Here is a 24,326-nt window from a genome sequence, read left to right as displayed (position 1 = left end):
AGTGATAGGGGGCATGCAAAGCTTGGCATTTTTCTGTTCACCGGCGCTCAGCGCAATGAAATGACACATTGGCGCGCAACAAAGCGCCCAACGATCAAGCATTTCGGCGCTGATCGTCCCTCCCGGCGAGCCCAGAAAAGGTGGAACTTGTGGCCTCTGGCCGCACTCCTCATAAACGCGCTGCTTTGGGCCGGGATCTACTTAGTCATCGCAGCGTTCTTCTGAAACACTCTCGCGCATGGCAACCGCGCGATGGACTTCTGGCGCCTCTCGCAACCGCGGGTCGCCACGGCTGCGAACAAACTGATGCCAGGGCGCTTCGCGCTGCTACCTGGACATAGAGTGCGGCTGCTCCGGCGGGTGCAAAGGAAATGTCGACGCATGACCCAGATGCCTCGAATTAGCGACACTGATGTGCCGCTGCAGCGCGACGAAGTGCCAAATTGACCTGTAGCAGCTCAACCGTCCGCGGCGAGTGGGATCCGGGCTTGCAAGTGAGGCGCGACGGATCGACTGCAAGTGAGGACTAGTGGCCGTATTGCCCTTATGTGAAAGTTCGCTTTCGAGAAGCTGACGAAACAAGGTGACCTGAGGAAACGTTTGGCAGGCGGCCGGCTCGGCCCTCACGTGCGTGTGGCATAGGACGGTCAGGCGCCTTGCCTTCTGGCTCTCTCAACGCACCGTACAGGCGGCATTGACTTGCTTGCTGAGCGATACATACCTAGCCATTGCGTCGGCTAGAGATCGACAGGCTGAGGCCTTCTGGACCGTAGCAGCTCTTGCTCAGACTACGTATCGTCCTCATTCTTGCGCATCTGCCACACGTGGGCACGCCACGCCAACTTGTCGTACTCCAAGGCAATCTTAAGCAGCCTGTCTTTGGCTTTTCCGTCAATGAGCGCTGCCGCTTTCTTTCGCGTTGCTTCCGCGCGGCCTCGCCAGTGATCGGGCTGGTACAGTTTACTTTTCGGATTCATGCCGAGAGCATGCAATCCGTAGATCAAGGAATTGCGACACCGACGCTCCGTATTATCACGTAGGAGCGACGCTCGTGCCGCCGGCTGCCGAAGCAGTCAGTCCCAGTCCACAGCAATCATTCAGATACGACTGAATGCGCATTGCAGACGATGCTCGTACGATGGATGCACAGTCACCGACAGCTTCAGACCATTGCTCCCACCAAAAGACTTGAATCGCACGCAGCGTTAGATTGTAGGGTTCTGGACAGGTGTGGATCACCTCTGACAATCAGTCGAGTCCTGACAGTTCACGAGCATTGGGAATGCCTCAAACATCTACAATCGCCCGGGACGACCGAAGAGAGAGCCTAACATCATCCAGATGCGAGCCGGCCCGCGATTCATCGAATGCTATTCCTCTTTCTGCTGGACGTAATCGCGCGTTACGACGTCTGCGCGACCCGACTCCGATCAACGCAGACTCCGCTGACCCGACGCAAGACGGAACCTACCTCACAGATAACCCCGCCTAACCTCTTCCCATAAAGTGGAACAGAAGCGCGATGACACCAAACATTGTCTCAGCGCGCCATAATGGTCGCTCTTGCAAGGCCGAATGCATCATCAACAACGACATAAACACATCTGGCCCCCCCTGATCTCTATGCTTCGCCAGAGCTGGCCAGGGCCGCGTCGAGCCGACATCGTGGCGAGTCCGCCGTCACTCATCCGCCGGCGATTAGCTGACCATAGTACCTCAGGTCATCTCACGCAGACTCAAGAACGCCTCGAGGCATCGAGGCATGCAGTGGCTGCACAATCACAGCAACTCCAAGACGTTCATCTGGTGCGTCGGCGCAACTGCTCGTACCTCACCTCTTTCGTAAGGCTCTGCCGGTATGGAAGGTGCCGTTCCCGTCGTCCCAGACAAATGACGAGCTCCGTACAGTGAGAACGGCAAACGTAGAGCAACGAGCTTGCAAACAGCTAAGCAGATCCGTCTGTTTCCCGGTTTGCAGGTGATGCGTTCCGGGCAGCAAAAACAATAATCAGCTCCTCCGAACTGAAGAAATGTCATGGTTCAAAAACAACGAATTCAGTCGGCTCTGCGCCTCAGACTCTACTACCGCGATATCGCCCTCGGCCTGGCAATGGCAACTGTAATGATTGCGCCGGTCAACGCGCGTGATCGAACGCCGACCGCAGAAGAGAAAGAGGCCTGCATGGGAGACGTGTTTCGCCTTTGTAGCAGTCACATACCAGATCGTACCGCTATTACTGCCTGCCTCAGATCCAAGCAAGATCGTCTCAGTCAGCAATGTCGCTACGTGATCTCCGGGCGGGACATCGGCAATAAGAGCAGCGGATCGAAGTGAAGATGCTGCGAGCTGTCCGTCCGACTCCTCTCCAGAAGTCGTCCCAGCTTGACGTGCAGCACGTCACACGAGGGTTCGCCGAACGGCTCACCACCTCATGCGGGGCCGGTCAACGGACGCGTCCATCGCTCCTTGGAGGCTGTCATGCGCAGGTTCATTATAGTGAGGTGGGGTCATTTTGTAGAGCCAGCTAAGCTCAGCCTGGAATTGGCATCGATTATATTCATAGCACGCGCGGAGGCCGCTCTGCGGCTCCGCCACAGCGGCACCGGAAAGCGAGGCCTTGTGATCCGGCCGGAACATCGACGGCAAGCGGGCGCGAGACAGAGCTATTATCCTCGCATCAAGCAACTCAGTGCTCTGACTAGCCGCCGATGTCCTCTCGAGGGCACCATCGAATGGAGAAAGCTTGACCCTGACGTAGCGTCAGGTTGTAGCGTCGCCACGGATGCCACGTTCATCCGACTGCCCGCCTCAAGGACTCGTGCGGCATAGCGAGTGCGGATAGACCGGCAGCTGCACCAGGGCCCCCGGTTGCGAAGACGCGTGTGGCTGAACGGACGGACGCTAGATTGGATAAGGAACGTGTAAAGTTCGATGGAACCGCTTAAATCGATCATCGGCAAAGTTGCCACCGGCGCCACTCTGACCCGCGAGGAGGCCGCGTCAGCGTTTGACAGCATGATGTCCGGCGACGCAACTCCCTCGCAAATCGGTGGCTTGTTGATTGGGATGAGGGTCCGAGGGGAGACGATCGAAGAAGTCACGGGCGCCGCATCCGCAATGCGAAATATACTGCCCACGGTCGAGACGCGATGTGACCCCATGGATATCGCTGGCACGAGCGATACCTTTATGTGTTCGCTCAACGTATCGACGTGCGCTTCGTTCATCGTCGCCGGGGTCGGCGTTCCCGTCGCCAAGAATGTCAACCGCGCGGTATCTTTGCGCTCAAGCACCGCAGATGTGTTGGCGCGCCTCGGCGTAAAGGTCGATCTCAAGCCTGAGGCGATTGCACGTTGTGTGCACGAAGCCGACATTGGCTTCATGTTTGCGTCACCCGACTATCCGGCGATGCAGCGCATCAGGCAGATCCGGAGCGTACTTGGAACCCACACGATGTTCAATCTAATCGAGGCTCTGTCGAATCCAGCCAGGGTCAAGCGGCAGATCCTTGGAGTGTTCACTCCCGAATGGGTGCAGCCTCTGGCGCACGTCTTGAAGAACCTTGGTGCCGATTCGGTATGGGTTGTTCATGGCTCGGACGGGCTCGATGAATTATCCCTCACCGACACAAGCTTTGTTGCTGCGGTTGAGGCGGGTACAGTCCGCACGTTCGAAGTCACGCCGGAGGACGCCGGGCTCCCCCGCTACCGCGCCGATGCGCTGGAGTGCAGTGATGTCGAGGCTCATGCCTTTGCGTTACAAAAAGTGCTTGATGGCCTGCCAGGTCGTTTTCGTGATGCCGCCCTTCTGAATGCGGCGGCCGCACTGGTGGTGGCCGGGCGGGCCTCGAACCTACAGGAAGGCGTGGCGCTTGGACAAGAATCACTTGATCGGGGCGCTGCAGCCGCTCGATTGAATCGCTTGATCGCGGTTTCAAACGCCTGACCTCCGAGCTGGTTGATGCCGCATCCTGGCGATCAATAGTGCAGCTTACGCGCGAGAAACCTGTTGCAGCCGCGAATGCGCGTTAATTGTGCCGATTTCTCATGGAGCGCCCGCTTGCGCAAGTCCTTGTCAAAACAGCTCCGCGCTGAACACTCAGCCCGACAGCCAACATTTGGTGCACTAAAGGGTGTTCGAGCCCCGGTTGCTGAGGTGAGGACCCGCGACGAAGCGTGCGCAACGCGCCAAAGGAGACGATCGAAGATGGCCTGGCAGAGGATTGAAACACTTGGAACTATCGCAACGATAGAACACATCATTCGGAAGTTTCGGGAATTGATCGATACAGATAGCTCGATCCCGCCGGAGCTGCGGCGTGCGCTGCACGAGACGCTGGATGGGCATCTTCTGGAGGCAAAGCGGCGTGTTCTCCTGAGAGAACATTAGGTCCGGATGCCGTTTACACACGGAGAGACACTGGCAGGCCGGCGTTGCGCTCTATGCCCACGCTCAAAAAGCTTGCGGCCAAGCTTGGCTTCGAGCTGCTCGCTCGTTCAGCGGTGATTCCGATGGCGATTGCTCAGCGCCGCTCATCTCGCCGCGGACTGGCCATCGATGGTGATGGCCTGCATACGCACCCTGACCAACTCTACATTTCGTCCAAACTGGCCGACTGGGGTCATGCGTTGGACACGCCGCCGGCGCGTTCGCCGGATCGCTCCTCCAAGGCCTAAGCCACAAGCTTCCCCCTCAGGGCAGCGCTGAATGCTTGCGACACCAGCCCCTCGGGGGCCCTTCTTCGGGCAGCATGAGCTTGGCCACGTTCTCATTGGCCCGCAAAAAGGGGCTTGAATCTGACGTAACGTTAAATCGTAGGCTCTTGAGGTGTTACCTACATGGGTGTGAAGGACTTCGGATGCCTCAGCTGGTCAGATCCGCGGACCGGTCGATGGTCATGCTCCTTATGCCCGATGGCCCATCGGTCGAGAGGGCTTTGCAGCGAGTTCCGATTGCGGCGCTAAGGGTAGCACGTAACTTTCAATGGTGGGGCATTTCGGATCTGGACGAAGTGGCGGTCGCGTACCGCCCCGGCAGAGAGCCGATAACGACAGAATTGATCGAGGTAGAACTCAATCCGAAGCACCTAGTTGGCGCTGCTTTCCTGAAGCTGACGCAAGCCCCTCCTCTGGCGCAGCAGCGCACAAAATCAGTTCGCCGAACCCGCTACCTTCAAGCTGCTTTCCCGCACGTGGCGTCTCGATCGCGCAAAGGTGTGACAGATGGTGGGCCTGCGCAGGTTTTCGAAGTGACTCGGCGTCTTACTCCGCGTGACGTTATTGCATGGCATGCTGGAGCAGCAAGTTGAAACACCCGGACGGCCTTAAGAAGGTTCTGTTAGTTGATCATATTGAAGGTCAGTGCCGCTGCATCATTGGTTTCAAAGACGGAGATATGAGAGCGGCATAATGTGCGGCGAGTCTGTCTATCAAAGGCGCGGCAAGAAACACTCTTCGTGGTGCGCCTATCACTACCGACAGATGCACACGACCGCAGCAGAGCGGTCGAGCGAAGTGAGTGATCAATCAGCAGATTTCCCTCAAGCAATAGCCATCGTTCGCAACCCATGACAGTCATCAAAAGCCGGGTTCTACCAAGGCCCTATGATCATAGCCTCTACAAGGGCCAATTAGAAGCATATGACTGTGGCCTCGCCAGGCACTCCTGGCTTCCGTTGAGCCGCATCGGCACAAACACAATGTGCGGACCTGATGCAGATGAATAGCGAACTGGATTTCTCCACCTTGGTCGAGCAAAAAGCCACGTGTACTCCTGACAAGACCGCAATCCATCTCGAACGGAAGACGCCCGGCTATGTCATCCTCAATCGACGCATCGAGCGGATCGCTCGCGCCTTCGAGAGCCAGTTTGGTGTCCAGAGAGGAGGCCGAATCAAGATGCCTCGCCTCGCAGGGGACCTTGGACGCTGCGACGCAGATGAATCTTTTCCGCTTCACGACGGCAAATCAAGACTCGGTTACTTCCGCCGAGAACGTCTACCTAGCGAAAATAAAGCGGGTGCTTACGTAACATCCAGATGTAGCCAAATGCGGCCGGTCGGTCGAGCCGATGCGCGCTGGGTAGAAGTACCGGTTGCTTATATGACCAAGCGACTGGGGCGCGAGATCGGGGCAGACGCGCTGATCGCACATGTTTGGTCAAAGTCCGTTTTAGCGCACCGCGCGAAATCATTTCACACGAAGCATTCCGAACACCGCGCTAGGCAACTGCCAGCGCTTTTTCTGAAGCGAATAGCCACGCGACCGAGCTATCAATTGAGATCGGCAGATCGGAGACGGGCCGTTCTCTCCCGCTACATCGCAGGTGACATCGAGACGGCGCAAACTCTCCCTGTCTCAGCGACTTACTACGGGGTCGCAAGGCTGTCATGCTTGCCATGACCAACCCATCCTGATCAAGTCCAGATGCCCGGAGGTCGCGAATGCCGCGGATCCTAATTATGAATGCCGGTACGCCTCAGATGTCGGGCGCCCATCTAACAACGGCTCAACGTTCGCTGGCCGCCAGCTCGGCATACCGTTCAGCGTGGTTTGCTCAGGAGGGCGATCTGATCGTCTCCCCGGTAGTGATCCCGGCGGATCTGTTATCCTTCATTGGCGCGACGCTCGATTTCGATGCATCGAGTCTTCGCCTTGTTGTCCCTGCGAGCCGCCAATCGACGATCCTCGATGATTGCACGTTGCTGTCCCAGCCCGTTGTCGAGCGGCTCAAAAGACATATTCGTCAGAAATCCGCCTGGCGATTGTATCCCTGCTACTTTACTGAAGGTGTCGCACGCTTGGCGGCCAAACTCGGCATATCGAAGACCGGGGACGACTTCGCTCTGCAGCGCGGGCCTGATCTTTTGAACCGCAAGAGCCACTTCCGTCAATTGGCAACAAGCGTCGCACTTCCGCTCCCTCATGGATGTGTCGCGACGGACCCAAATGGACTATTCAAAGCGGTCACTGCCCTCAAATCCGAGACCGGCAGGGTCATTGTAAAGTTGGATAATGGAGCTGGAGGAGTCGGAAATGTCATCTTGACCGGCAGCAAAAGCGATCCGCTACCTGGAGCCAGAGATACTCGGATGATTTCGTGGCCGTCGCTTGATCCTGACGCGCTTTACTCTGAGATCACAACAGCATCGTGTAAGACGCTGGTCGTGGAATCATACCACTTGGCCCGATCTTTGTTTTATCTCGAGTATGCAATCCAGGATGATGCATCAATCGGTTTTATCAACAGTGGAAACATACGCCTGCATAAAAGCACAGATCGGTCCGAACGGGCTCTCACCTGGACGGGGCTTGAGCTTCCAAGCGACCTGGAGAACGAGCAATGGTTGACTGCGCAGGAGCATGCCTACCGATTTGTGGCACTAGCGAGAGACCTGGGCTATCGCGGAATGATCAACATCGACGCCATTTTCACAAAAGATGGACGGTTGCTGTTCAATGAAGCGAACGGCCGCTGGGGTGGCGGATCGGTGTTACACAACATTGCGATCCGGCTGCTCGGCTTCGACTATTCCAGCCGCAACGTTATTCTATCTGTAAGAAATGTGCGATCGCCATCCTTTCAAGCGGCGCATGATCGCTTCTTCAAAGAAGGATTCCTATTCGACCGCACACGTAAGGCGGGCGTGATCCCGCTTGCCGCCGACGAGGAGGCTGGTACCGTGGAGTGCGTTGTGATTGCGCCCGACAGGACCGCGGCCCACGATCAGCAACACCGACTTTTGAGTTCCTAGCGAGAACATCTTCACACGCTCAATTCACTGCCCCGTTCCAAAGCAGCGCTTTCTCAGCCCCTAGATAAAAGGAAGCAAAGTCAGAGCAAATGGGTTCGGCGCTGCGGCCGGCTGCTCTCGCTTCAACGCCGGACACGGCGAGAGGCTAGGCTGTGATCACTAATGCCAAATGTCGGATCCAGATCGTGCCCTGCGCGGGACATATTTCTCGCCCAGCTGACCGCTCGCTGCAACGGGCTATCCTGCGCAACGGCATCGGCCAGGCGCATTGCGTCCATCAATCCCACGTTGCAGAATATTAGAGTCATGCTCAAGCGGCTGCGCTTGCAACCAGTGATTTTGCAAGTGAAACACCGCGGAACCGATCTTCGGGTGAGGGTTATGGCGAGTGAGACCTTCGTCAACCGGCTGATCGCAAAGCTGAACAGCGATGCCTGGCCTAGAGCTCTTACGCAGATGCTCATTGAGGCTGCCAACACCAGTAGCATACTTCTGACCAGCTGAACTGTGCCACTTATTTTCCTTGATGATAGTCGACTTGCATACTCTCAAGAGGTCGGTTTCATCGGCGGAGGGATTCGCCTGGCTTGCGACGATGCGTGTCCGCCCGCGAGGCGCGCAGACGACGGAGTGCGGCAAGGATGACCCGCTCGCCCGAGTTTTGAACTCTGCTGCATCGCTGCCAGTGTCGTAGACACGCGGCTATGCCCTTCTTCTGGTCCTACGCGAGCCATCGTCCAAATCTCAGAAGAGAGTCCACATCAGGCTTGGCAGTACGCTCCTTGAACCCGGCCCTGATGCGTGCCCGGCCTTGACAGCTCGATAAGAGACGCATCTCGAAACGCGAGAGGCTCGCCACTACCGCTTGCGAAAACCCAGGCCGTCCGGGATACACCATCGCGCAGCGCCGACGCGCCTCCCTGGTCTCACCCTAGCGACGAAGATGGCCACAATCACCGAGCAATCTTTGCTCGGAGGCGCGTAGTGGCCTATACATGGATCAATGTTAAGCAAGGCTTCCGACCAGAATTGTCGCAGACCTTACGACGAACAGCTGACCACAAGATGAGAAATGTAATAAGTTCCCGGAGAACTCGCCCGCCACCCGATTCTCAGAGAACCATATTAGGCGCGCTACCTCATAGCCGAGCGCCAGAACTTTCGATGATCCGGCGGTTCGCGCCGCCGCGTTTTGAACAGAAGTAGACGAGAGATCGGCGCTCCCCGCTCGACACCGGCTTTACTTCATGCCGGACCTTACAGGTTGTGACAAGCACGGCGCCAAATGGCGGTCGGAATACGTGCTGTTCGTGCCTAGTAGGATATACCACGAACTCCCCCCCGTCGAAGTCTCTCGCTAGCTGCACAATCACCGAGTACTCGAAATCCGGATCACTCTCCGCATCCAAATGGATGCCAACAAAGGACCCGGGCGGCATACGATGCATTTGGCATCGGCGAACCACGTAATCTGAGGATGCCCCGAAGATCTGTCTCAGCGCGAAGCTGCGGTCTTTACTTTCAATTAGCTCCATGATCTGCCCTGAAGCTGTACCACTCACGTTGCTAGGCCTGTGGCCGGGTGGAGCTACCCTCACGCGCTTCACAAAGACGCTGTGGAAGTCGCCGGCATCTCCCTCCCGCACTTCTTCTTCCGGAATCTCAGCCTGCAGCTGATCGATCTTGGCCAAGTCGGCTTGGGTGAACAATATCTGGGGAGCGATTACGGCCGTCCCCTTTACCAACAGCTCTACGCGGTACTTTGTCAGCACTTCTTCTGAAAGCAGGCGGGATTTATCACTCATTGTGCGCGCCATGCGAGCTCACTCCTTTGATCTTCGAAGCAGGACTCCGGGTCCTGGTGCATTGAGACGAATGCTTGCTCCCAATGCTCGCCATCGAACTCGGTTATTCTTACGCGTGCGATCGTGCTTCTATCCAGGCATCGAATATTCACGCTGAACCCGGATGGGTTCGACCTCGGCCTATAGAATGGCTTTACCCCACAGAGCCGGCAAAACGTATGCCGAGCAATGTTCTTGTTGAACTGATACGTAGTGAGAAATTCTTCACCGCACTCGATGCGTAGCTTATCGCCAGTTACGAGCAAGTGGATAAACCCAGACATTTGACAAATCGAGCAATTGCATCGAACTCCAGAGAGCTCTCGCGGCGCTCTGACGTAGAACTTGATAGAGCCACAATGGCAACGGCCATGATGTTGGATCTCCGAGTGATCATCTCCCGTGCGCGCCGCAATTCCGATGAGATCGCGGCACCACTGGACGCTGATCCGATAGGCTCTAAAGAATTCATCCAAAAAGCGACCACTACGGTCAGGCTGCACAAGTTCACCAATCAGCCGGCCTGTCATTTCTCCGTGGTACTTCTCCGCGGGATCTTCTCCGCCGACATGGCTGCGAAAATACTCAAGATCGTCCGGCTGCGCTTTAAAGGTTTTGGCCAGAGTGGTCCACAGCGACTGGATCATGTCCGCAGCATGTAGCTCAAAAGCTACCATGTAAGCGCAACGAACGAGGGAGTCTTTCGAGGACAATCCGGCATAGAGAGAATGCAGGTACTGCTTCGTCCTAGAGCTATAGTTGGGCAGTATTGCTCGGCCGAGTAGTTGGGAGGCATCCTTTTTCAACAGGTTGGAGTGAAAGTTTTTCGTCAACAGAATATCCGGTAGCGCGGCCTTGCCCCCCTGGAGAATTCGGCCATGGCCACCGGTCTCATCCCAACAGATAAAGTTCGCGACCACGCTGGTCAGCTCAATGTCTCTCGCAATATCCCGATTGTGATGCATTGCATCAAATATGAGGTCCCTTTGGGACCCCGCCTGCAGGTACGGGAACGCCTGTGACATCGCCAGATATTCGGGCAGCAGACTGGCTACCTGATCTTCGGACATCTGCGCGGCGAACGGATGCGGGCCGAACAAGGCTCGCGCTTGCTCGGTCAGGTACTCGCAGCATATCTTCGGAGGCTGATCCGCTGCAGATCGAGACGCTTGAGATGTCATGTGACCCCTGCAGATGAGAAGCGAACGGTCCCTGACGAAGCAACTTCGTGTCCGGGCCAACCATTGACCGTCCTGGGTTTCATCGGCTTCGAAGGGCCAATGATCGCGTTCACCTTCCAGGCGAACTTTCGGTAGTTTCCTTCGCGATGGCAGACAGCGCCATGCTCAGTCCAACTCATGAGCATTGAAGGAATGCGTTCATTATTGGAGCGGCGGGAATCCGGTCGGATTCCCGTCCACGAGCAGTCCGACGCCGCAACGCCCGCCACGACCAGCATTCGCGCGGAGACTCATAATGGATACTGCGCCGCCCACGCCATTTTGATGCTAATGTCGCGTGCGCGAGTGGCGTGCCTGGCCGCTCGGCGCGCTTGCAGCTTTCGCGATGTTGGGCGAATGGATCAAAGCCTCGCGGTTGCTGCTCCCGCCATTTCGTCGAACCGCTGTCAGCCTGGGACAGAATTGTAGTCTCCAATTTGTACCTATGATGCTCTTAAGGCCTTTGGACGCTGGTGTCATACCGCTGCTGGCGGCACAAAGCATCTCACAGAGACCCTCGCCCGTTCTTCGCGTTCGCGATGACCGCCTCTAAGTTCTTGGTGGCTCACAGCAATCATCATGCCAACTGTTGAATTCGCTCCGTAAGATCTGACCAGGTTGATAAAACGGTCGTGACGCCTCCTCATTGCGAGTGTATCGAACTTGCCTGCGCGCCGCTGTCAGACAGCAAACAGCGAAGAGCCAGCGGCCGCTCACATGCGTACAGGTCTGCTCAATCGCGGAGATTGCTTCAAAGGCGACGCATAGGTTGACTCTGCGCTCCGAAGCCAGCGACAGCGCTTTGTGCGTGCAGACGGCAGCGCTAGTATGGTGACCCGGGTCGCTGACTATTCAGTCTTGGCTCGTGCCCGTTACGTGAGAAGCAATGGCCTTCCACGACCTCCAACACGGCCGAACGGGACCCTGGAACATGCGCAGGCCCCTTTGTCTGTGCCCCGACAATCCCGCGCGACTCCGTTGGAGCATAACGTGGTCTACGGAACATGCGGCCCCGCTGCTCGCGAGATCGACGGATACCATTGGCAGACGCTATTGGTAGCTGGCCGAGATGCGTCGCCACATGTTGTGCGCTCTCCGACACGGGTGCGCCGTTGATACATTCCTCGGGCGTATCCACTGTCATGGCCTGGACTCTCCGGATCGAGCGTCACGAGCAAGTGCCGCAAGATCGGGTTCGAGCTTCGGTTGAAGCGAGAAAATTGCGTCTATCAACGCCTGCGCCGGTTGCTCAGCGGCCTCAACCAGCGCTGCCCTCTCGGCCCGCGCAGAGGGAGCGAACACACGCTTAACGACCGTCGGCGAGCCCTTGAGGCCGCAGTTGGAGGTGTCTTCGACACCGGCTTGTTGCGCGCTCCATTTCACGATTTGGGCACGCGCGGCACGCAAGGCATCCGCCATCGCGCCGCGCCGGATCTGATTCGTCGCCTCAAGCATGGTGATGAGGCACGGCAATTTGGTTTGCAACACCTGCACACCACCTTCGCAGCGTCGTTCCACTTCAATCGTTTGAGCGGCGAGGTCCAAGGATCGGATCTTCGCGACGTAAGTTAGCTGCACTACGCCCATTCGCTTTGCGATGCCGGGCCCAACCTGCGCAGTATCGCCGTCGATGGTCTGCTTTCCCGTGAAAATGAGATTCGTCGGGCGATAGTCCTTACCGATTTTCCGGATGGCGGTTGCAAGTGCATACGTTGTGGCCAGTGTGTCGGAGCCCGCAAAGCAGCGATCGGTGAGTAGGACGGCGCGATCAGCACCATAAGCCAGCGCCTTTCGCAAGGACTCTTCTGCCGATGGCGGTCCCATGGTAAGCACGGTAATTTCGCCGCCGAATCGATCGCGCACCTCCAGCGCGGCCTCGAGCGCGAAGAGGTCATATGGGTTGATGATGGTCGGCACTCCCTGGCGCATGATTGTATTGGTCACGGGGTGAACACGGATTTGCGCCGAGTCCGGAACCTGTTTGATGCAGACGACATTGTGCACGATGTTGCTCCAACAGTTGCGATAGCTACGAAGAGAACAGCAAGTGTTGTACCATCGCCGCCGTTTCGGAATCGGCTCGCTGTCACAAGGGCTTAAGGCGGGCGATAAGTCGCTCCAGCCCGTCTCTTCCTGACGAACGAATGTCGACACAAGTCAGGGCACCGACAACGCGGTTCCGCTCGTCACGCCAGCCGAGAGACGCAAGGAATGCTCGCAGGATAACTGCCGCGAACTGCCTGCGGGCATCGGACCGATCGACGGTTAAGCATTGCCGCTCACACGTCCGCAGAATAGGGATAATAGCTTGTTACATGTTCGAGCTACCGACGGTTCGCGATTGTATGGTGCGCAGGTGAGGCTCTGTAACTCATGGCGCACAAATCCATGTTGCGCGCGCGCCACGTCGTCGCCGCAGGCCGGCCCATTCCCTTCAGAGGGCGTAGATTGCCTCTTCGGAATCATTCTTCAACTATCTGTTTGGTAGCAGAAGTTCCGGCGGATGTGGTTGTTCAGAACCGCTTTATCTCAACTCCGTATTTTCGCAGCGCATAGCCGATTTGGCGCGGGGTTAGTCCGAGTAGGCGCGCTGCCTTGGCCTGCACCCAGCCAGATTTTTCCATGGCCGCAATGACACGCTCGCGATCGGTCATGCTCGAACCACCAACGAGAACTGTGCCGGCAGGTGCCAGTGGGGCCGATTCGCAGACAGACTGCGGTGGCAACGTCGTTTGAGCTAGCGGAATGATGGACTTTGCAGGCATCGGCTGCATGGGTACCGCCACGTCAGACTTGTCGTTCGATGTGCTTTTCCAGAGCATCATGGAAAGGCACTGGCCTTGGCAGCATGCAAAGTCACTTCTCACAATCGACGGCCCGGTACACAGCGTCGCTGTTCGCTCGATGCAGTTTTCGAGTTCGCGAATATTTCCAGGAAACCCGCAGTTCATCAGTACATCGATCGCACTCGCCTCCAGGGTGAGCGTACGGCCGTTCTCGCTGTTGAACTTTCTGAGGAACTCTCTGGCTAGCAGCGGAATATCAGTGCGTCTTTCGCGCAGCGGCGGCAACAACAAGGGAACTACGCTAATACGATAGTAGAGGTCCGCGCGGAACTCGCTCCTTGCCACAGCCTCTTCAAGGTTCTTATTGGTCGCAGCTATGACTCGAACATCGACCTTAATCGTGTGATTGCTGCCTACGCGCTCGAACTCCTGCTCTTGCAGAACTCGCAGCAACTTCGCCTGGAACGGAGCTGAGATCTCTCCGATCTCATCCAGAAATAGCGTCCCTTTGTCAGCAAGCTCGAAGCGCCCCTTGCGCGAGCTGACCGCACCGGTAAAGGCACCTTTCTCATGGCCAAACAATTCCGATTCCAGGACCGTCTCGGGCAGCGCCGCGCAATTCAGTTTAACGAACGGTCGTTTAGCACGCGACGAGGACTCGTGAATTGCCTTGGCTACGAGCTCCTTGCCGGTGCCGGATTCGCCACGCAGCAGAACCGTGCTGTTCGATTTGGCTACAACCGCAATCTTCTCGAGCAGCCCGCTCAGCGCGGCGCTGTCGCCAATGATCCCGTGGGCGTGAAGCTTCTTGCGCTCGCGAGCGACCACCCCAAGCTCAACTACCTTCTGTGGCTGGTCTTTGTCCACTAACAATCGTTCGCGATCGCAGGCGAACAAGCGATGTAGCTTCACTGTTTGTCCCACCAAGTCGGCGACCATAGCGAGCAGCCGCGCATCGTACTCGAGCCGAAGACTGGAACTATCGTCCTGGATGCGGTCTACCGTCAGCGTACCAACGACCCTCGCTTCGATACGAATAGGAGCCCCAATGAACGATACGCGCACGCTGTCGGAGGCGCCGAGAAGCTCCCGGTCGGCAGCGCTGAAGGCCGGCTCGCCGGCTACGCTCTCGACAACAAGAGGCCCGTCTGTCGCTACGATCTGGGCGATTGCATTCTGCGGCAGCCACGTGCGGTAACGTTCGTCACTGCCTTCGCTCCAGCCGGCGCCAACGGTAATTTCCGGGATGCCGTCATCGCGGAATAGTGAGACGATGCCGTGTCGCATCTGCACAAACGATTGCAGCAGGCCAAGGACCTTGGCCAACGTGACTTCGAGCCGATCAGGAGCGCTGACTACTTTCGATATTTCGAAGATGCCGGCCAGCGCGCTCTCATACGACGGCTGCCCCGAGGGATTACGCTCCGGCTCCGGTTGCGAGGCAGGTCGTTCGCCCGAGGATGGGATATGCAGCATGAGCCTGTCTCCGTTGTCTTGATTATCCTCCCTGGAGTCATGCTGGGATTGGCGAGCTTCGTTTTGCATGTCACTCTCTGATCTAGCCCCACGTGTTGACGGGATGACATAGAACCGTGACACCTTATTATGGCACGACACGAAACTTGCAATGTGCCCTCGTTTCACTTTTTGCGGATCGTGCGCGTCGTCAGCGGAGAACATACGTGCCGCTGCAGGACACGTCAGCTGCGTCGCCAGAGCGGCGACTTTACAAATGCTGCCCGCCATTGATCGGCACCTCGGCTCCCGTGACATAACTCGCCGCATCCGAGCACAGGAAGAAGATGACCTTGGCCACTTCATCCGGGGTCCCCACTCTGCGCAGCGGGATACTTGGCACGAGACGGGCTTCCGTGTCCGGCGATAGCATGTCGGTCTTGATTTCGCCGGGTGCGATCGCATTCACGCGAATGCCATGCGGCGCATAATCATAGGCCAGCTCGCGTGTGAGGCTCGCAAGCGCCGCTTTCGACGTCGCATAGGCACTACCGGCGAATGGGTGCACCCGTGAGCCTGCTATTGAAGTCACATTTACGATTGATCCTGACGCGGCTCTTAGCTCGTCGAACAGACCCTGCGCCAGCAGGATCGGAGCTACCAGATTAAGATGAAACACCCCCATCCAGGTCTCGGTTGACGTGGTCAGCGACGTCATCCGATCGCCAGTGGGCGTTTTCGGCGAGACCCCGGCATTATTCACCAGCGCGTGCAAGGGCGCACCAGCCAAGCGCTTCTTGACCTCGGTGATCGCACGCGGCAGCATTCGATGATTGCTGAGGTCGATCTGGAAATGATCGTCATTCCCTGCCTCCCAGGAGCATCGCTCGCTGTCGAAAGGTTGGCGCGCGCAAGAAATGACACGCCAGCCCGCCTCCGAGAACAGCTTGGCAGTGGCATGACCAATTCCGCGCGATGCCCCGGTGAGCAACATCGTCTTTTGTTCTCTACGATTATCACGCGCTTTATCGGCGTAAACGAGGCAACCCAAATGTGTTTCGGCCAGCGGCTCTCTAATCAGATTGTCATTCGGCAGATCGAGATCCAAGGCCGCCTCCTCTACTGCTAGGCCAGCGGACGATTAGCAGGATTTGCGCCACTGCGGCGCAGATAAATCACCTCCATTTTGCGTCTTAACGTCGCGCACGCCGAACACTTGGCCGATTTCAGACAGCCGTGGGTGTGCTTTGTGACAACAATGGCAAATCAGCTACGTAAGCTCTCTAGCACACTCGCCTGCTTCATCACAGGGGAACGGACCGCGCTCGCTTTCTTGATCGCGCAACCGAATGAGCTGCGGCTTGTCGCCGCCTCACCGAAGTCAACGACCGCTCGGGAGCGACCACGGACATTTTGCCGTGCTAACTCCAAAACTGACGTACCCGCCTCGCACGTCAGATTTGTCATTCGTCGATTCTGTTTGTCGCACCCCTGGGCAGAACTCGGGATATCGCTGGACGGGTTGGCTCCAGGCACGAGCTGGCGAACTGATATGTTCATCCACGCTCGAGCACTGATCAGCTCCGATTTGTCGCTTACCGAAGCATGACGACGACGTGTTCCGTCTGATTAACGCTGCGCAGCACTTTAGGGCGGTTGTTATCGACGTCATGGCTCAAGCCAGGGCACCCGGCCGTCGCTTCGTTCCGCTCTTCGCTGCAAGTTCTCGCCAACAGCATCACGTTGGGCAGACGATTGTTGCCTGTACAAGAACTGGCAGTACTCTTGGATGCAAAGAGCGACAATCAGGTCAATCAAGCGCGCTACAACTTTCATGAAGTTACGAGCTCTTGCGAGTTGTCTTCGACCAAGATCAACCTGCTCGGATCGTTCAACTCGAACTCTATAACGCGTGGAGCAAAGAGACGCGCATAGCGCGTGAAGGCGCTCGTTGGGGGAAAACGGATCACCGTGTCGCAGCGCGCAAGGAGATACATCTCAGTGAGGGCAGAAAAGCCACCCTCGGCTCCGAGGGCGGCGTTGTGCAACGGTCCGGCGTGAGGCGCCTGGAACTGTTTTGGAATCGCAAAAACATCGGGAAGTACTGCCGACATCTGCTCAAGGATGAGCGCGCTGTCCGTGCATAGGAATGCCCTCACAGGCTTCGCATGTGGTAACGCCCTCGCCTTGTCAATGGCATTACAGACCTGTCGAAAGGCGCGCTCCGCGTCCGCCCAGTAGGGAGCATGCCCCATAATGTCCTCACCGTTGCCATGCCGGACATGAATGCCGATCACGCTGTACGGCTCAAAGTGCTCGCGGTAGATAGCATCAATCCGAGCCTGAATTGCAGCTCGCGGCTTGATGCTCCGAAAGATCTCTCGCTCCGCCTCCTGATCGCAGCGCCACATCAGGCAGGCATCACACACAACCGTGTTAGCGTCACTATCGCTCTGACTTTGGAACAGTTGATCGAGTTGGTCGCGTTCACGGAAGATCTGCTCGTCCGGGCGGTAGACGCAATCGATAGATGGCTTGTTCCACCATACCGGAAAGAATGGTCCCGGAAACGAACGTTTGTTGATGTCGTCGTCGCAAATCACCGGCACGCCGGCAATGTCTTCAACCGGTTCGAAGAAGACCGGAAAGGCATTGGTGAATGGTTCATCAAGATAGCAAGACCCCCGCCAATCGATGGCTAGCGTCCGCCCTGTCTGCTTTGCAAAACGCCAAGCTGCCGCCAGGGACCACAGACAGTCGCCAAAACCCGTACGTCGCCGGGACACTACGAACCGATCATTCATCGCACCGCTAACCATCTCGATTTCCTTTTCGCGCGCTCCTGGTTGGACAAAAGACATCGATACAGACATCTCGGGTCTCTTCTCCCCCGGCGTCACAGTCTGCAATCGCGGTGCCGGCGAGCTGCGTCGGTAGAACTTCATAGCAGGGCTATCCGTGATGGCCGCGTCCTCTCAACACTTTCTGTCCTTTCTTCAGCGGTGTTGCATCGACCTGCCCGAAGTCCGATGCCCAATACTCCCTGCGCGTCGGATGGAATGGCCCCCTCACATGCAGGCATAGGAGGCGTGGCCACATGCGCTTCGTGGTGCTTCACCAGGGAAACTCGGGACGGATCGATCTCTGCCCCGAACTCCCCTGCCAGCAGCTGCCGCAGCAACAGTTTGGCGTCTAACGTAACCGGCTGAAACACAACAGGACGCTCGAGCGTGGTTTTGCAATAAGCTTCAGTCGCGTAGAACGCGATGCGGTCGATCTCCCCGAGCTCGACTCCTGCGGTAGACAGGCAGTATCGGATCGAGTTGCTAGGGAGCTTGTTGGATGGCTTGACACAGTTGAGACGCTCGTCTTCGACAGCAGCAATGACGCGGTGATCCTGCACAAGAACCGCAGCGCCATCGTGAACAGATCTATTCGGCAGCTCCGGAGAGCTTTCATGGATTTTATCAAGGTCACAGCTCAGTCCCGGGCACAACATCCCGTTCTCCATCGTCATGACGGGAAGGCCAACTGCCGTCCCACCGAACTAACCTATACAGTCACGCTCCGCCGGTGCGCGGGCCAGACAGCACAACACGACTTTACAAGGTCTGTCTCGGCGCGTAGCGACAGGCGCTCATAAATAGGGTGCTGGCGTCCGATGCAGACCGAACAGGCGGCCATAGAGCTGGCTTGATCACGGCCTCTTAAGGCCGTTGCAGAAGCCGCTGTAACAGACCAGGCCGCTCGCGAGCTACCGCGGAAGGACTCATGTCACTGCATCGATTGACTTTCTCCCTTTCGCTCAACTCACGTCAACGCAGCAGGCGCCGCCGAAATAGTGCCGTCGACGCGAGAAATGGCAAGACCGCGTAAACACAGAGCGCACCTACGTGCAGGGCGGCACTGTCGGCGCCGCGCTCAAGCATCGTTGGACGAATAAGGTCGACCGAATGTGCGAGCGGCAACAAGCTGGCAAAATGCCGAAATGAGTCGGGCAGTTGGCTCGTCGGAAAGACCGCGCCACAGAGAAACACCATGGGCGTAAGGACGAGCGACTGGTAAAACACGAAGTAATCGTAAGTTGGCGCAAGAGATATGACGACCATTGCCAGGCTGGCGAAGACAAGGCCGGTAAGGGCGACTGTTGGTATCGCACAAAGAATGGACGACCAGGATGCATAACCCAGCGCGGCAGCGACAATCCCGATTGCTGTCCCGGCTAGAACGGACTTACTGGCCGCCCACACCAACTCACCTAGAACGATATCTCCGAGCGTGAGCTGTGTGAACAGAATTCCCTCCCAGGTGCGCTTGACACCCATCCTAGCAAAGGCCGCATACAGGGTTTCAAAGGTCGCTGATGTCATCGCGCTGATTGCGACCATACCAGCCGCCAGAAAGGCAATGTACGAAGTCCCCTCAACCCGTCCCACGATGAGTCCGAGGCCAAAGCCAAGGCCCAACAGATTGGTGATGGGGTCTGCGAGATTGCCGAGAATCGATGCCAGCGCGACTTTCCTCCATGCCAGGAAGTTTCGTCGCCATACCGCGATCCAGTTGTACGCGTTAGCCGGCATCAACGATGCATAACCTTCATCCATCGCTCATTTCTCCATCTCGCGCCCGGTCAACCGCAAGAACACGTCTTCGAGATTCGCGGGGCGCTGCAGTACGCGAAGGTCCGCTTGCCCGCGCAGGTGCACGCGCACTTGCTCCGGATATGGCGCGTAACAAAAGAGCGTCTCTCCACTCACTTCGATATGGCGCGCATAAGGCCTGATCAGCTCTCGAAGTTGATTGACATCACCGCCATAGATCTCGATCACGTTGCAGCCGATATGCTCGTCGATCAAGGCGTCTGGCTTGCCTTCGGCGATTTTGCATCCACTCTCAAGTACGCATAGCCGATCGCACAGGCGCTCGGCCTCTTCCATGAAGTGAGTGGTCAAGAGGATCGTCTTGCCACGCGCTAGCAGGGCCCGCAGGCGTTCCCACATCAGGTGGCGTGCATGCGGATCCAGCCCAGTGGTCGGCTCGTCCATGACGAGTAGATCTGGATCATTAATCAGGGCACGCGCCAGCGTCAGCCGCCGCTTCATGCCACCGGACAACTCGGAGACACGCACGTCCGCTTTGCTTTCAAGGCGCGCAAACTCAAGCAGCGAGGGTGCAACCGCCCCGATCCTGCGAGCGCTCATGCCGAAATAGCGGCCAAACACAAGCAGGTTCTCTCGCACAGTGAACTCGAGCTCAAGGTTGTCGAACTGCGGCACCACCCCGACGCGCACACGCGCCGCACGCGCGCGGGAAGGCACAGGCTCATCGAGGACTGTAATCTTGCCTCCGTCGGGCGAAATCATGCCGAGGAGCATGCGCGCAATCGTACTCTTGCCAGCTCCATTCGGCCCAAGCAGTCCAAAGCACTCTCCGCGCGCAACCGAGAACGACAGGTCGTTGACGATAAGCTTGTCGCCAAATGACTTCTTTACACCGGCAAAGTCGATCGCCACAGTGGACATGTTCATCTTAGGCTGACAGAAGTCGTTCCGTGGACGATGGCTTCTTGGCGACCGTTTTGCTCCAGAGCATGCCCTCGCACCAAACATGGTCGACACGCCCCCATTGGCAAGCTGCCGCAGCGTCCGGAAAGAATCCTCTTCCGTGGAGGTTGGCGCTCGTGTTGCAGAGCAGCGGAATGCCCGTGAGTTGCTCAAATTCGACGAGAAGCGCAGCAATTTCGTGAGGAGAGTTGCGGGAAATTGTCTGCAGCCGCGCCGAGCCGTCAAGGTGGACCACCGCCGGGACCTTGTCGCGCCAATTCGCCCGGGTCTGGTGATCGAACAGCATGTAAGGATCTGGCGTGCCCGGGCTGAAGATCTCCGGCGCCCGATCCTCAAGACAGATCGGCGCCACTGGTCGGAAGTGCTCGCGACGTTTGATCTCGTTGAGATGATCCTTCATTGAAGGGCATGCTGGGGCTGCAAGAATGCTTCTACCCCCCAACGCCCGCGGCCCAAGTTCGGCGCACCCGGAAAGAAAGATGACGGGCTTATTGTCGGCAAGAATCGACGCAAGTTCACTCAGACTGCAAGGTGCGGCCTCCCACTCCGGCGGAACCTCGCTCTCCTGGAGGGCAGGACCACTGTAAACTGACCATTGCAATGGCCCGAAGCCATCCTGCGCTGCCATGGCTCCGCACGCCGCGCCGATTGCCGAGCCGCTGTCATTCGGAAACGGGGGCACCCAGACATCATCGAATAATCCCGTCGCGCGAAGCGCGCTGTTCCATTTGATATTGAGACCGCAACCTCCGGCGACACATAGATTTCGCGCTCCCGGAAGCGACGAATATCTCAGCAGAAGCAGCGCGATTTCCCTAACAAGAAGACGTTCCAGAAACACATGGAACGAGGCGAGGACGTCCTCCGCTCGCTTGGTGGCCAGGCGCAATGCGCTTGCCTCGAAGAACGCGTGCATAGCTGCAAGAGACGATTCCGCATTGTTGATGTCTTCGCGGTAGCGGCGAGCCTGCTCCGTGTCGGCCGCCAAGCGTGTTTCATAAAGCTCCTGAAACACTTCCACGATGCTTTCATCAACGGAGCCAAGAGCGATGTAAGCCATCAGCTTGCCGGCGATGCCCAGATCCCAATTGGAGCGGTTCGGCTGCCGGTATGGCCCGAAGTGAAGGCCCGCGGCAGCATAGGCGTGGCCAATCATCGGAAACAGCGATCCGATGAACCGAGCTCCGCGCGGTTCGACATAGTAAAGACGTGGAAAGATACAGCCATCCCATACCAGACAGAACGAGGGCTGTCCCTCGGCTGCAAAGGGACTGGTGCTATATGCCGACGCGACATGGCCTGTGACATGCGGGTAGCTCTTATATGGAAACTCCTTGCCTCCGAGGAGGAGGCCAACGCCGTCGACCGGATCAAGGAGGCCCTCAGCATGACGCTCGACATATGGCGCGCCTTTTAGCGCGACCTGCACCGCTCCGCTTAGGAGCTGGAACTGCGATTCACTCTCTCCGTCCCAGCCGTCAATGACGAACTGATCGATATCCCGCGGCTCCAGGCCATGCTCCGCCAAGGCGCGCACGACTGCATCGAGATTGTCGACGGACTGATAGCGTAGACTGTTGCCGCGCTTCTCTTGCTCAACACAAAAAAGAAGCCGACCGTCTTCGACGACAGCAATTGCTCCGTCATGTGTCAGCTTTATTCCGCAGATGCGCATACGTGCTCCTGGCCTAATGACCGACGTTTGATTGTTCCGACGAGGCGCCTGGCTTCCGAAACCGGACGATCAAGCAGTCTTCGTTTGCCGATCCGGTGCAGCAGTGCCGACGCTCGACCTCCGATAGGCTCTCCTTAAAGAGAGCGATCACAGTTTCTGCACCAGCAGCATGCCCCCAGCGTTGACATAGTTCATCACGCGCAGACCCGAAAATCAGAGTGCCACCTGGCGCAAGCATACTCACCAGGTTGCAGATAGCCGCATGCATCTCCCTCACGTCTTTGAGGTGGTAAAGAACCTCGGCCACGACAATCAAATCGAACTGCTCAGTGGTCGAGAACCGCTGAATGTCGCAGGTCACCCAAGTAATATGTGACCACTTACTGGTCCGCAGTCGCGCTCGCTCGATTGCCTGCGGCATGACATCCACAACGGTAAGTCGCTCGCATAGCGGCGCCAGCATCTCCGTGAATGCACCGGCTGCACATCCTACTTCGAGGGCAGACGCAGCATCTCCGTTGCCACACGACATCCGGAGCATTTGCGCGTATCGCTCCTGCTCGAACGAACTGCTGTCAAGGCGCCATGGGTCGTCGACAGCCAACTCTCGCTCTAATAGCTGATGGTTCGCGTCCAGATTCATGAGACGACCACTTATTTGTAGGCAGTCGAGCGTTCGCGACCGGAAACACTCTCCGTGGCCGCGAGGCCCCCTTTTTGAATGGCAGTATGAATGGCAGTAGGCCCCATCCCTACACTAGCCGCGCCTCGTCCGTCATTGGGGCGCAGGATGACACGCTGCTTCTCCTCTTCCGCCGGCACATTGGTAACTTTTCGGGATAGCCAATCGCTATTGCTCAATGTACAAAGCGCATAAGCCTTCAATGGTAGTAAAAGAAAGATATTGATCGGTGTGTGGAGCGAGAAGCCGATAAACCGCAAATCGCGGGCACGAAGCGCTGCCACACTGCACCGGACCATAGTCATTGCAGCAATCGTCAATCCCGTCCACCAGGGTATAGAGCCACCGATCACGAGCTGTGCAAGCGCAGTAAGTGTTGAAATGGCGAGGAGAAGTGGGCCGAGATTTTGCCCGATAACATCTAGGGTCAAATATCCATCGAGCTCTGGCAGCAGGCGCAATGCAAGAAACGTATCTCGAAAGGTACTGCGGGCCCAACGGAGCTGCTGACGCAGATATGGCCCAAGACTGTGCGGGACGACTGTGGCTGCTATCGCGTCTGGGACGTATTCGGTTCGAAACCCCGCCTTGAGCATGAGTATCGTTAGATGGCGGTCCTCGCCGAAATCACTCGGCTTCCCACGAAAGAATTGCGCTTCGTACTGATCAAGAAGCAAGGTGAGTGCGGAACGCCGATACATTGCACATGGGCCGCAGCAACACATGACGGCACCGAAGCGCGCCTGTGCCGCGCGCTCTTCGTTGCACGCGAGCCAATATTCCATATCGATCAGCCTGGTCAGCCAGGTCTGGTTGCGATTACTTGCTACGAGTTGACCCATCGCCGCACCAATTTCCGGGTCATGCATCTTCAATACAAGCTTCGTGACGACGTCGGGAGCAAGAACCGTGTCGGAATCGACGTTGACAACCAGATCCCCGGATGAGCTGCGTATTGCAGCGATCTGCGCTTTGCGCTTTCCGACGTTGTTGGCCAACAAGATGATATTGAATCTCGGATCAATGGCATATATCTGGTGTACAGGCGCGACCACGTCCCGGTTTGCAGACCCGTCATCGACCACATAGACCCGCATCTTTCCGGCGTAGTTTTGACTGGCAATCGACTCCAGACATTCAGCAAGCGTGTTTGGATTCTCATTGAAGCACGGCACGATGACGTCCACAGAGGGAAGGACCACCTCGGCTTGTCCGAGGCTGTCCTGTAGCGATGAGCTGATCGTCGGCTGGGCATAAAGCGCTTGCACGCTCTTATAGACAGTCGAGAGTAGCGCATAACTTGAAACAGCGGCAGCACTGGTTGTCGCGAGCAGGTCCATGGGGTG

18 protein-coding genes are annotated in these 24,326 nt (G+C 57.3%); 5 read left to right on the top strand and 13 right to left on the bottom strand.

The annotated features are described in order from the left end of the window. Window positions 1-788 precede the first annotated feature (788 nt). The gene (locus ABIA40_RS02555) at window positions 789-1,004 is read right to left on the bottom strand and encodes a hypothetical protein (protein ID WP_036031538.1); all 216 of its coding nucleotides are present in this window, start codon (window positions 1,002-1,004) and stop codon (window positions 789-791) included. A 1,031-nt stretch (window positions 1,005-2,035) separates the two neighbouring features. Here ABIA40_RS02555 and ABIA40_RS02550 point away from each other — a divergent pair. The 5 genes from ABIA40_RS02550 to ABIA40_RS02530 all read left to right on the top strand — a co-directional run bounded on the left by ABIA40_RS02550 (window position 2,036) and on the right by ABIA40_RS02530 (window position 8,258). Further along, window positions 2,036-2,335 carry a hypothetical protein gene (locus tag ABIA40_RS02550; RefSeq protein ID WP_404538887.1) on the top strand — a complete coding sequence of 100 codons (300 nt, stop codon included), beginning with the start codon at window positions 2,036-2,038 and terminating at the stop codon, window positions 2,333-2,335. A gap of 597 nt (window positions 2,336-2,932) precedes the next feature. Then, window positions 2,933-3,946 carry an anthranilate phosphoribosyltransferase gene (gene trpD, locus ABIA40_RS02545; RefSeq protein ID WP_404538884.1) on the top strand — a complete coding sequence of 338 codons (1,014 nt, stop codon included), beginning with the start codon at window positions 2,933-2,935 and terminating at the stop codon, window positions 3,944-3,946. A 497-nt stretch (window positions 3,947-4,443) separates the two neighbouring features. Then, entirely contained in the window at window positions 4,444-4,677 is a 234-nt protein-coding gene (locus tag ABIA40_RS02540; RefSeq protein WP_404538881.1) for a hypothetical protein, read from the top strand. A gap of 1,784 nt (window positions 4,678-6,461) precedes the next feature. After that, on the top strand, window positions 6,462-7,754 hold the full coding sequence (locus ABIA40_RS02535) for a peptide ligase PGM1-related protein (protein WP_404538878.1): 1,293 nt from the start codon (window positions 6,462-6,464) through the stop codon (window positions 7,752-7,754). Window positions 7,755-8,060: 306 nt separating this feature from the next. Further along, a complete protein-coding gene (locus tag ABIA40_RS02530) occupies window positions 8,061-8,258 on the top strand; it encodes a hypothetical protein (protein ID WP_404538875.1) in 198 nt (65 codons plus the stop codon). Window positions 8,259-8,893: 635 nt separating this feature from the next. Here ABIA40_RS02530 and ABIA40_RS02525 read toward each other — a convergent pair. The 12 genes from ABIA40_RS02525 to nodC all read right to left on the bottom strand — a co-directional run bounded on the left by ABIA40_RS02525 (window position 8,894) and on the right by nodC (window position 24,320). Next, the gene (locus ABIA40_RS02525; protein WP_036015434.1) at window positions 8,894-9,571 is read right to left on the bottom strand and encodes a 2OG-Fe(II) oxygenase; all 678 of its coding nucleotides are present in this window, start codon (window positions 9,569-9,571) and stop codon (window positions 8,894-8,896) included. Beyond that, window positions 9,556-10,779 (bottom strand): GFA family protein, encoded by a 1,224-nt coding sequence (locus ABIA40_RS02520; protein WP_404538871.1) that lies wholly within the window; start codon window positions 10,777-10,779, stop codon window positions 9,556-9,558. The genes ABIA40_RS02525 and ABIA40_RS02520 overlap by 16 nt, the downstream gene beginning before the upstream one ends. Window positions 10,780-11,958: 1,179 nt before the next feature. Continuing rightward, complete coding sequence (locus tag ABIA40_RS02515) at window positions 11,959-12,822, bottom strand: electron transfer flavoprotein subunit beta/FixA family protein (protein WP_404538868.1); 864 nt, start codon at window positions 12,820-12,822, stop codon at window positions 11,959-11,961. A gap of 509 nt (window positions 12,823-13,331) precedes the next feature. Next, a complete protein-coding gene (nifA, locus tag ABIA40_RS02510; RefSeq protein ID WP_404538865.1) occupies window positions 13,332-15,149 on the bottom strand; it encodes a nif-specific transcriptional activator NifA in 1,818 nt (605 codons plus the stop codon). 181 nt (window positions 15,150-15,330) lie between these two features. After that, the gene (locus ABIA40_RS02505; RefSeq protein WP_225174315.1) at window positions 15,331-16,167 is read right to left on the bottom strand and encodes an SDR family NAD(P)-dependent oxidoreductase; all 837 of its coding nucleotides are present in this window, start codon (window positions 16,165-16,167) and stop codon (window positions 15,331-15,333) included. A gap of 724 nt (window positions 16,168-16,891) precedes the next feature. Then, on the bottom strand, window positions 16,892-18,004 hold the full coding sequence (locus ABIA40_RS02500; RefSeq protein ID WP_404538861.1) for a nodulation protein NodZ: 1,113 nt from the start codon (window positions 18,002-18,004) through the stop codon (window positions 16,892-16,894). Continuing rightward, a complete protein-coding gene (locus ABIA40_RS02495) occupies window positions 18,001-18,576 on the bottom strand; it encodes a carbamoyltransferase N-terminal domain-containing protein (RefSeq protein WP_338129102.1) in 576 nt (191 codons plus the stop codon). The genes ABIA40_RS02500 and ABIA40_RS02495 overlap by 4 nt, the downstream gene beginning before the upstream one ends. 298 nt (window positions 18,577-18,874) lie before the next feature. Continuing rightward, window positions 18,875-19,663: an ABC transporter permease gene (locus ABIA40_RS02490; RefSeq protein WP_225126388.1), complete on the bottom strand. Its 789-nt coding sequence runs from the start codon at window positions 19,661-19,663 to the stop codon at window positions 18,875-18,877. A gap of 3 nt (window positions 19,664-19,666) precedes the next feature. Next, window positions 19,667-20,587, bottom strand: a complete 921-nt coding sequence (gene nodI, locus ABIA40_RS02485; RefSeq protein ID WP_404538856.1) for a nodulation factor ABC transporter ATP-binding protein NodI — start codon at window positions 20,585-20,587, stop codon at window positions 19,667-19,669. 1 nt (window position 20,588) lies between these two features. After that, on the bottom strand, window positions 20,589-22,298 hold the full coding sequence (nodU, locus tag ABIA40_RS02480; protein WP_404538853.1) for a nodulation protein NodU: 1,710 nt from the start codon (window positions 22,296-22,298) through the stop codon (window positions 20,589-20,591). Between the two features lie 13 nt (window positions 22,299-22,311). Further along, window positions 22,312-22,941, bottom strand: a complete 630-nt coding sequence (gene nodS / locus ABIA40_RS02475) for a nodulation methyltransferase NodS (RefSeq protein WP_404538850.1) — start codon at window positions 22,939-22,941, stop codon at window positions 22,312-22,314. 11 nt (window positions 22,942-22,952) lie between these two features. After that, window positions 22,953-24,320 carry a chitooligosaccharide synthase NodC gene (gene nodC / locus ABIA40_RS02470; RefSeq protein WP_100213401.1) on the bottom strand — a complete coding sequence of 456 codons (1,368 nt, stop codon included), beginning with the start codon at window positions 24,318-24,320 and terminating at the stop codon, window positions 22,953-22,955. Window positions 24,321-24,326: the final 6 nt, after the last annotated feature.

The sequence above is a fragment of the Bradyrhizobium sp. USDA 223 genome, assembly GCF_044909005.1.
Taxonomy (GTDB): domain Bacteria; phylum Pseudomonadota; class Alphaproteobacteria; order Rhizobiales; family Xanthobacteraceae; genus Bradyrhizobium; species Bradyrhizobium yuanmingense.
This window is presented reverse-complemented; position numbering and strand designations above follow the sequence as displayed.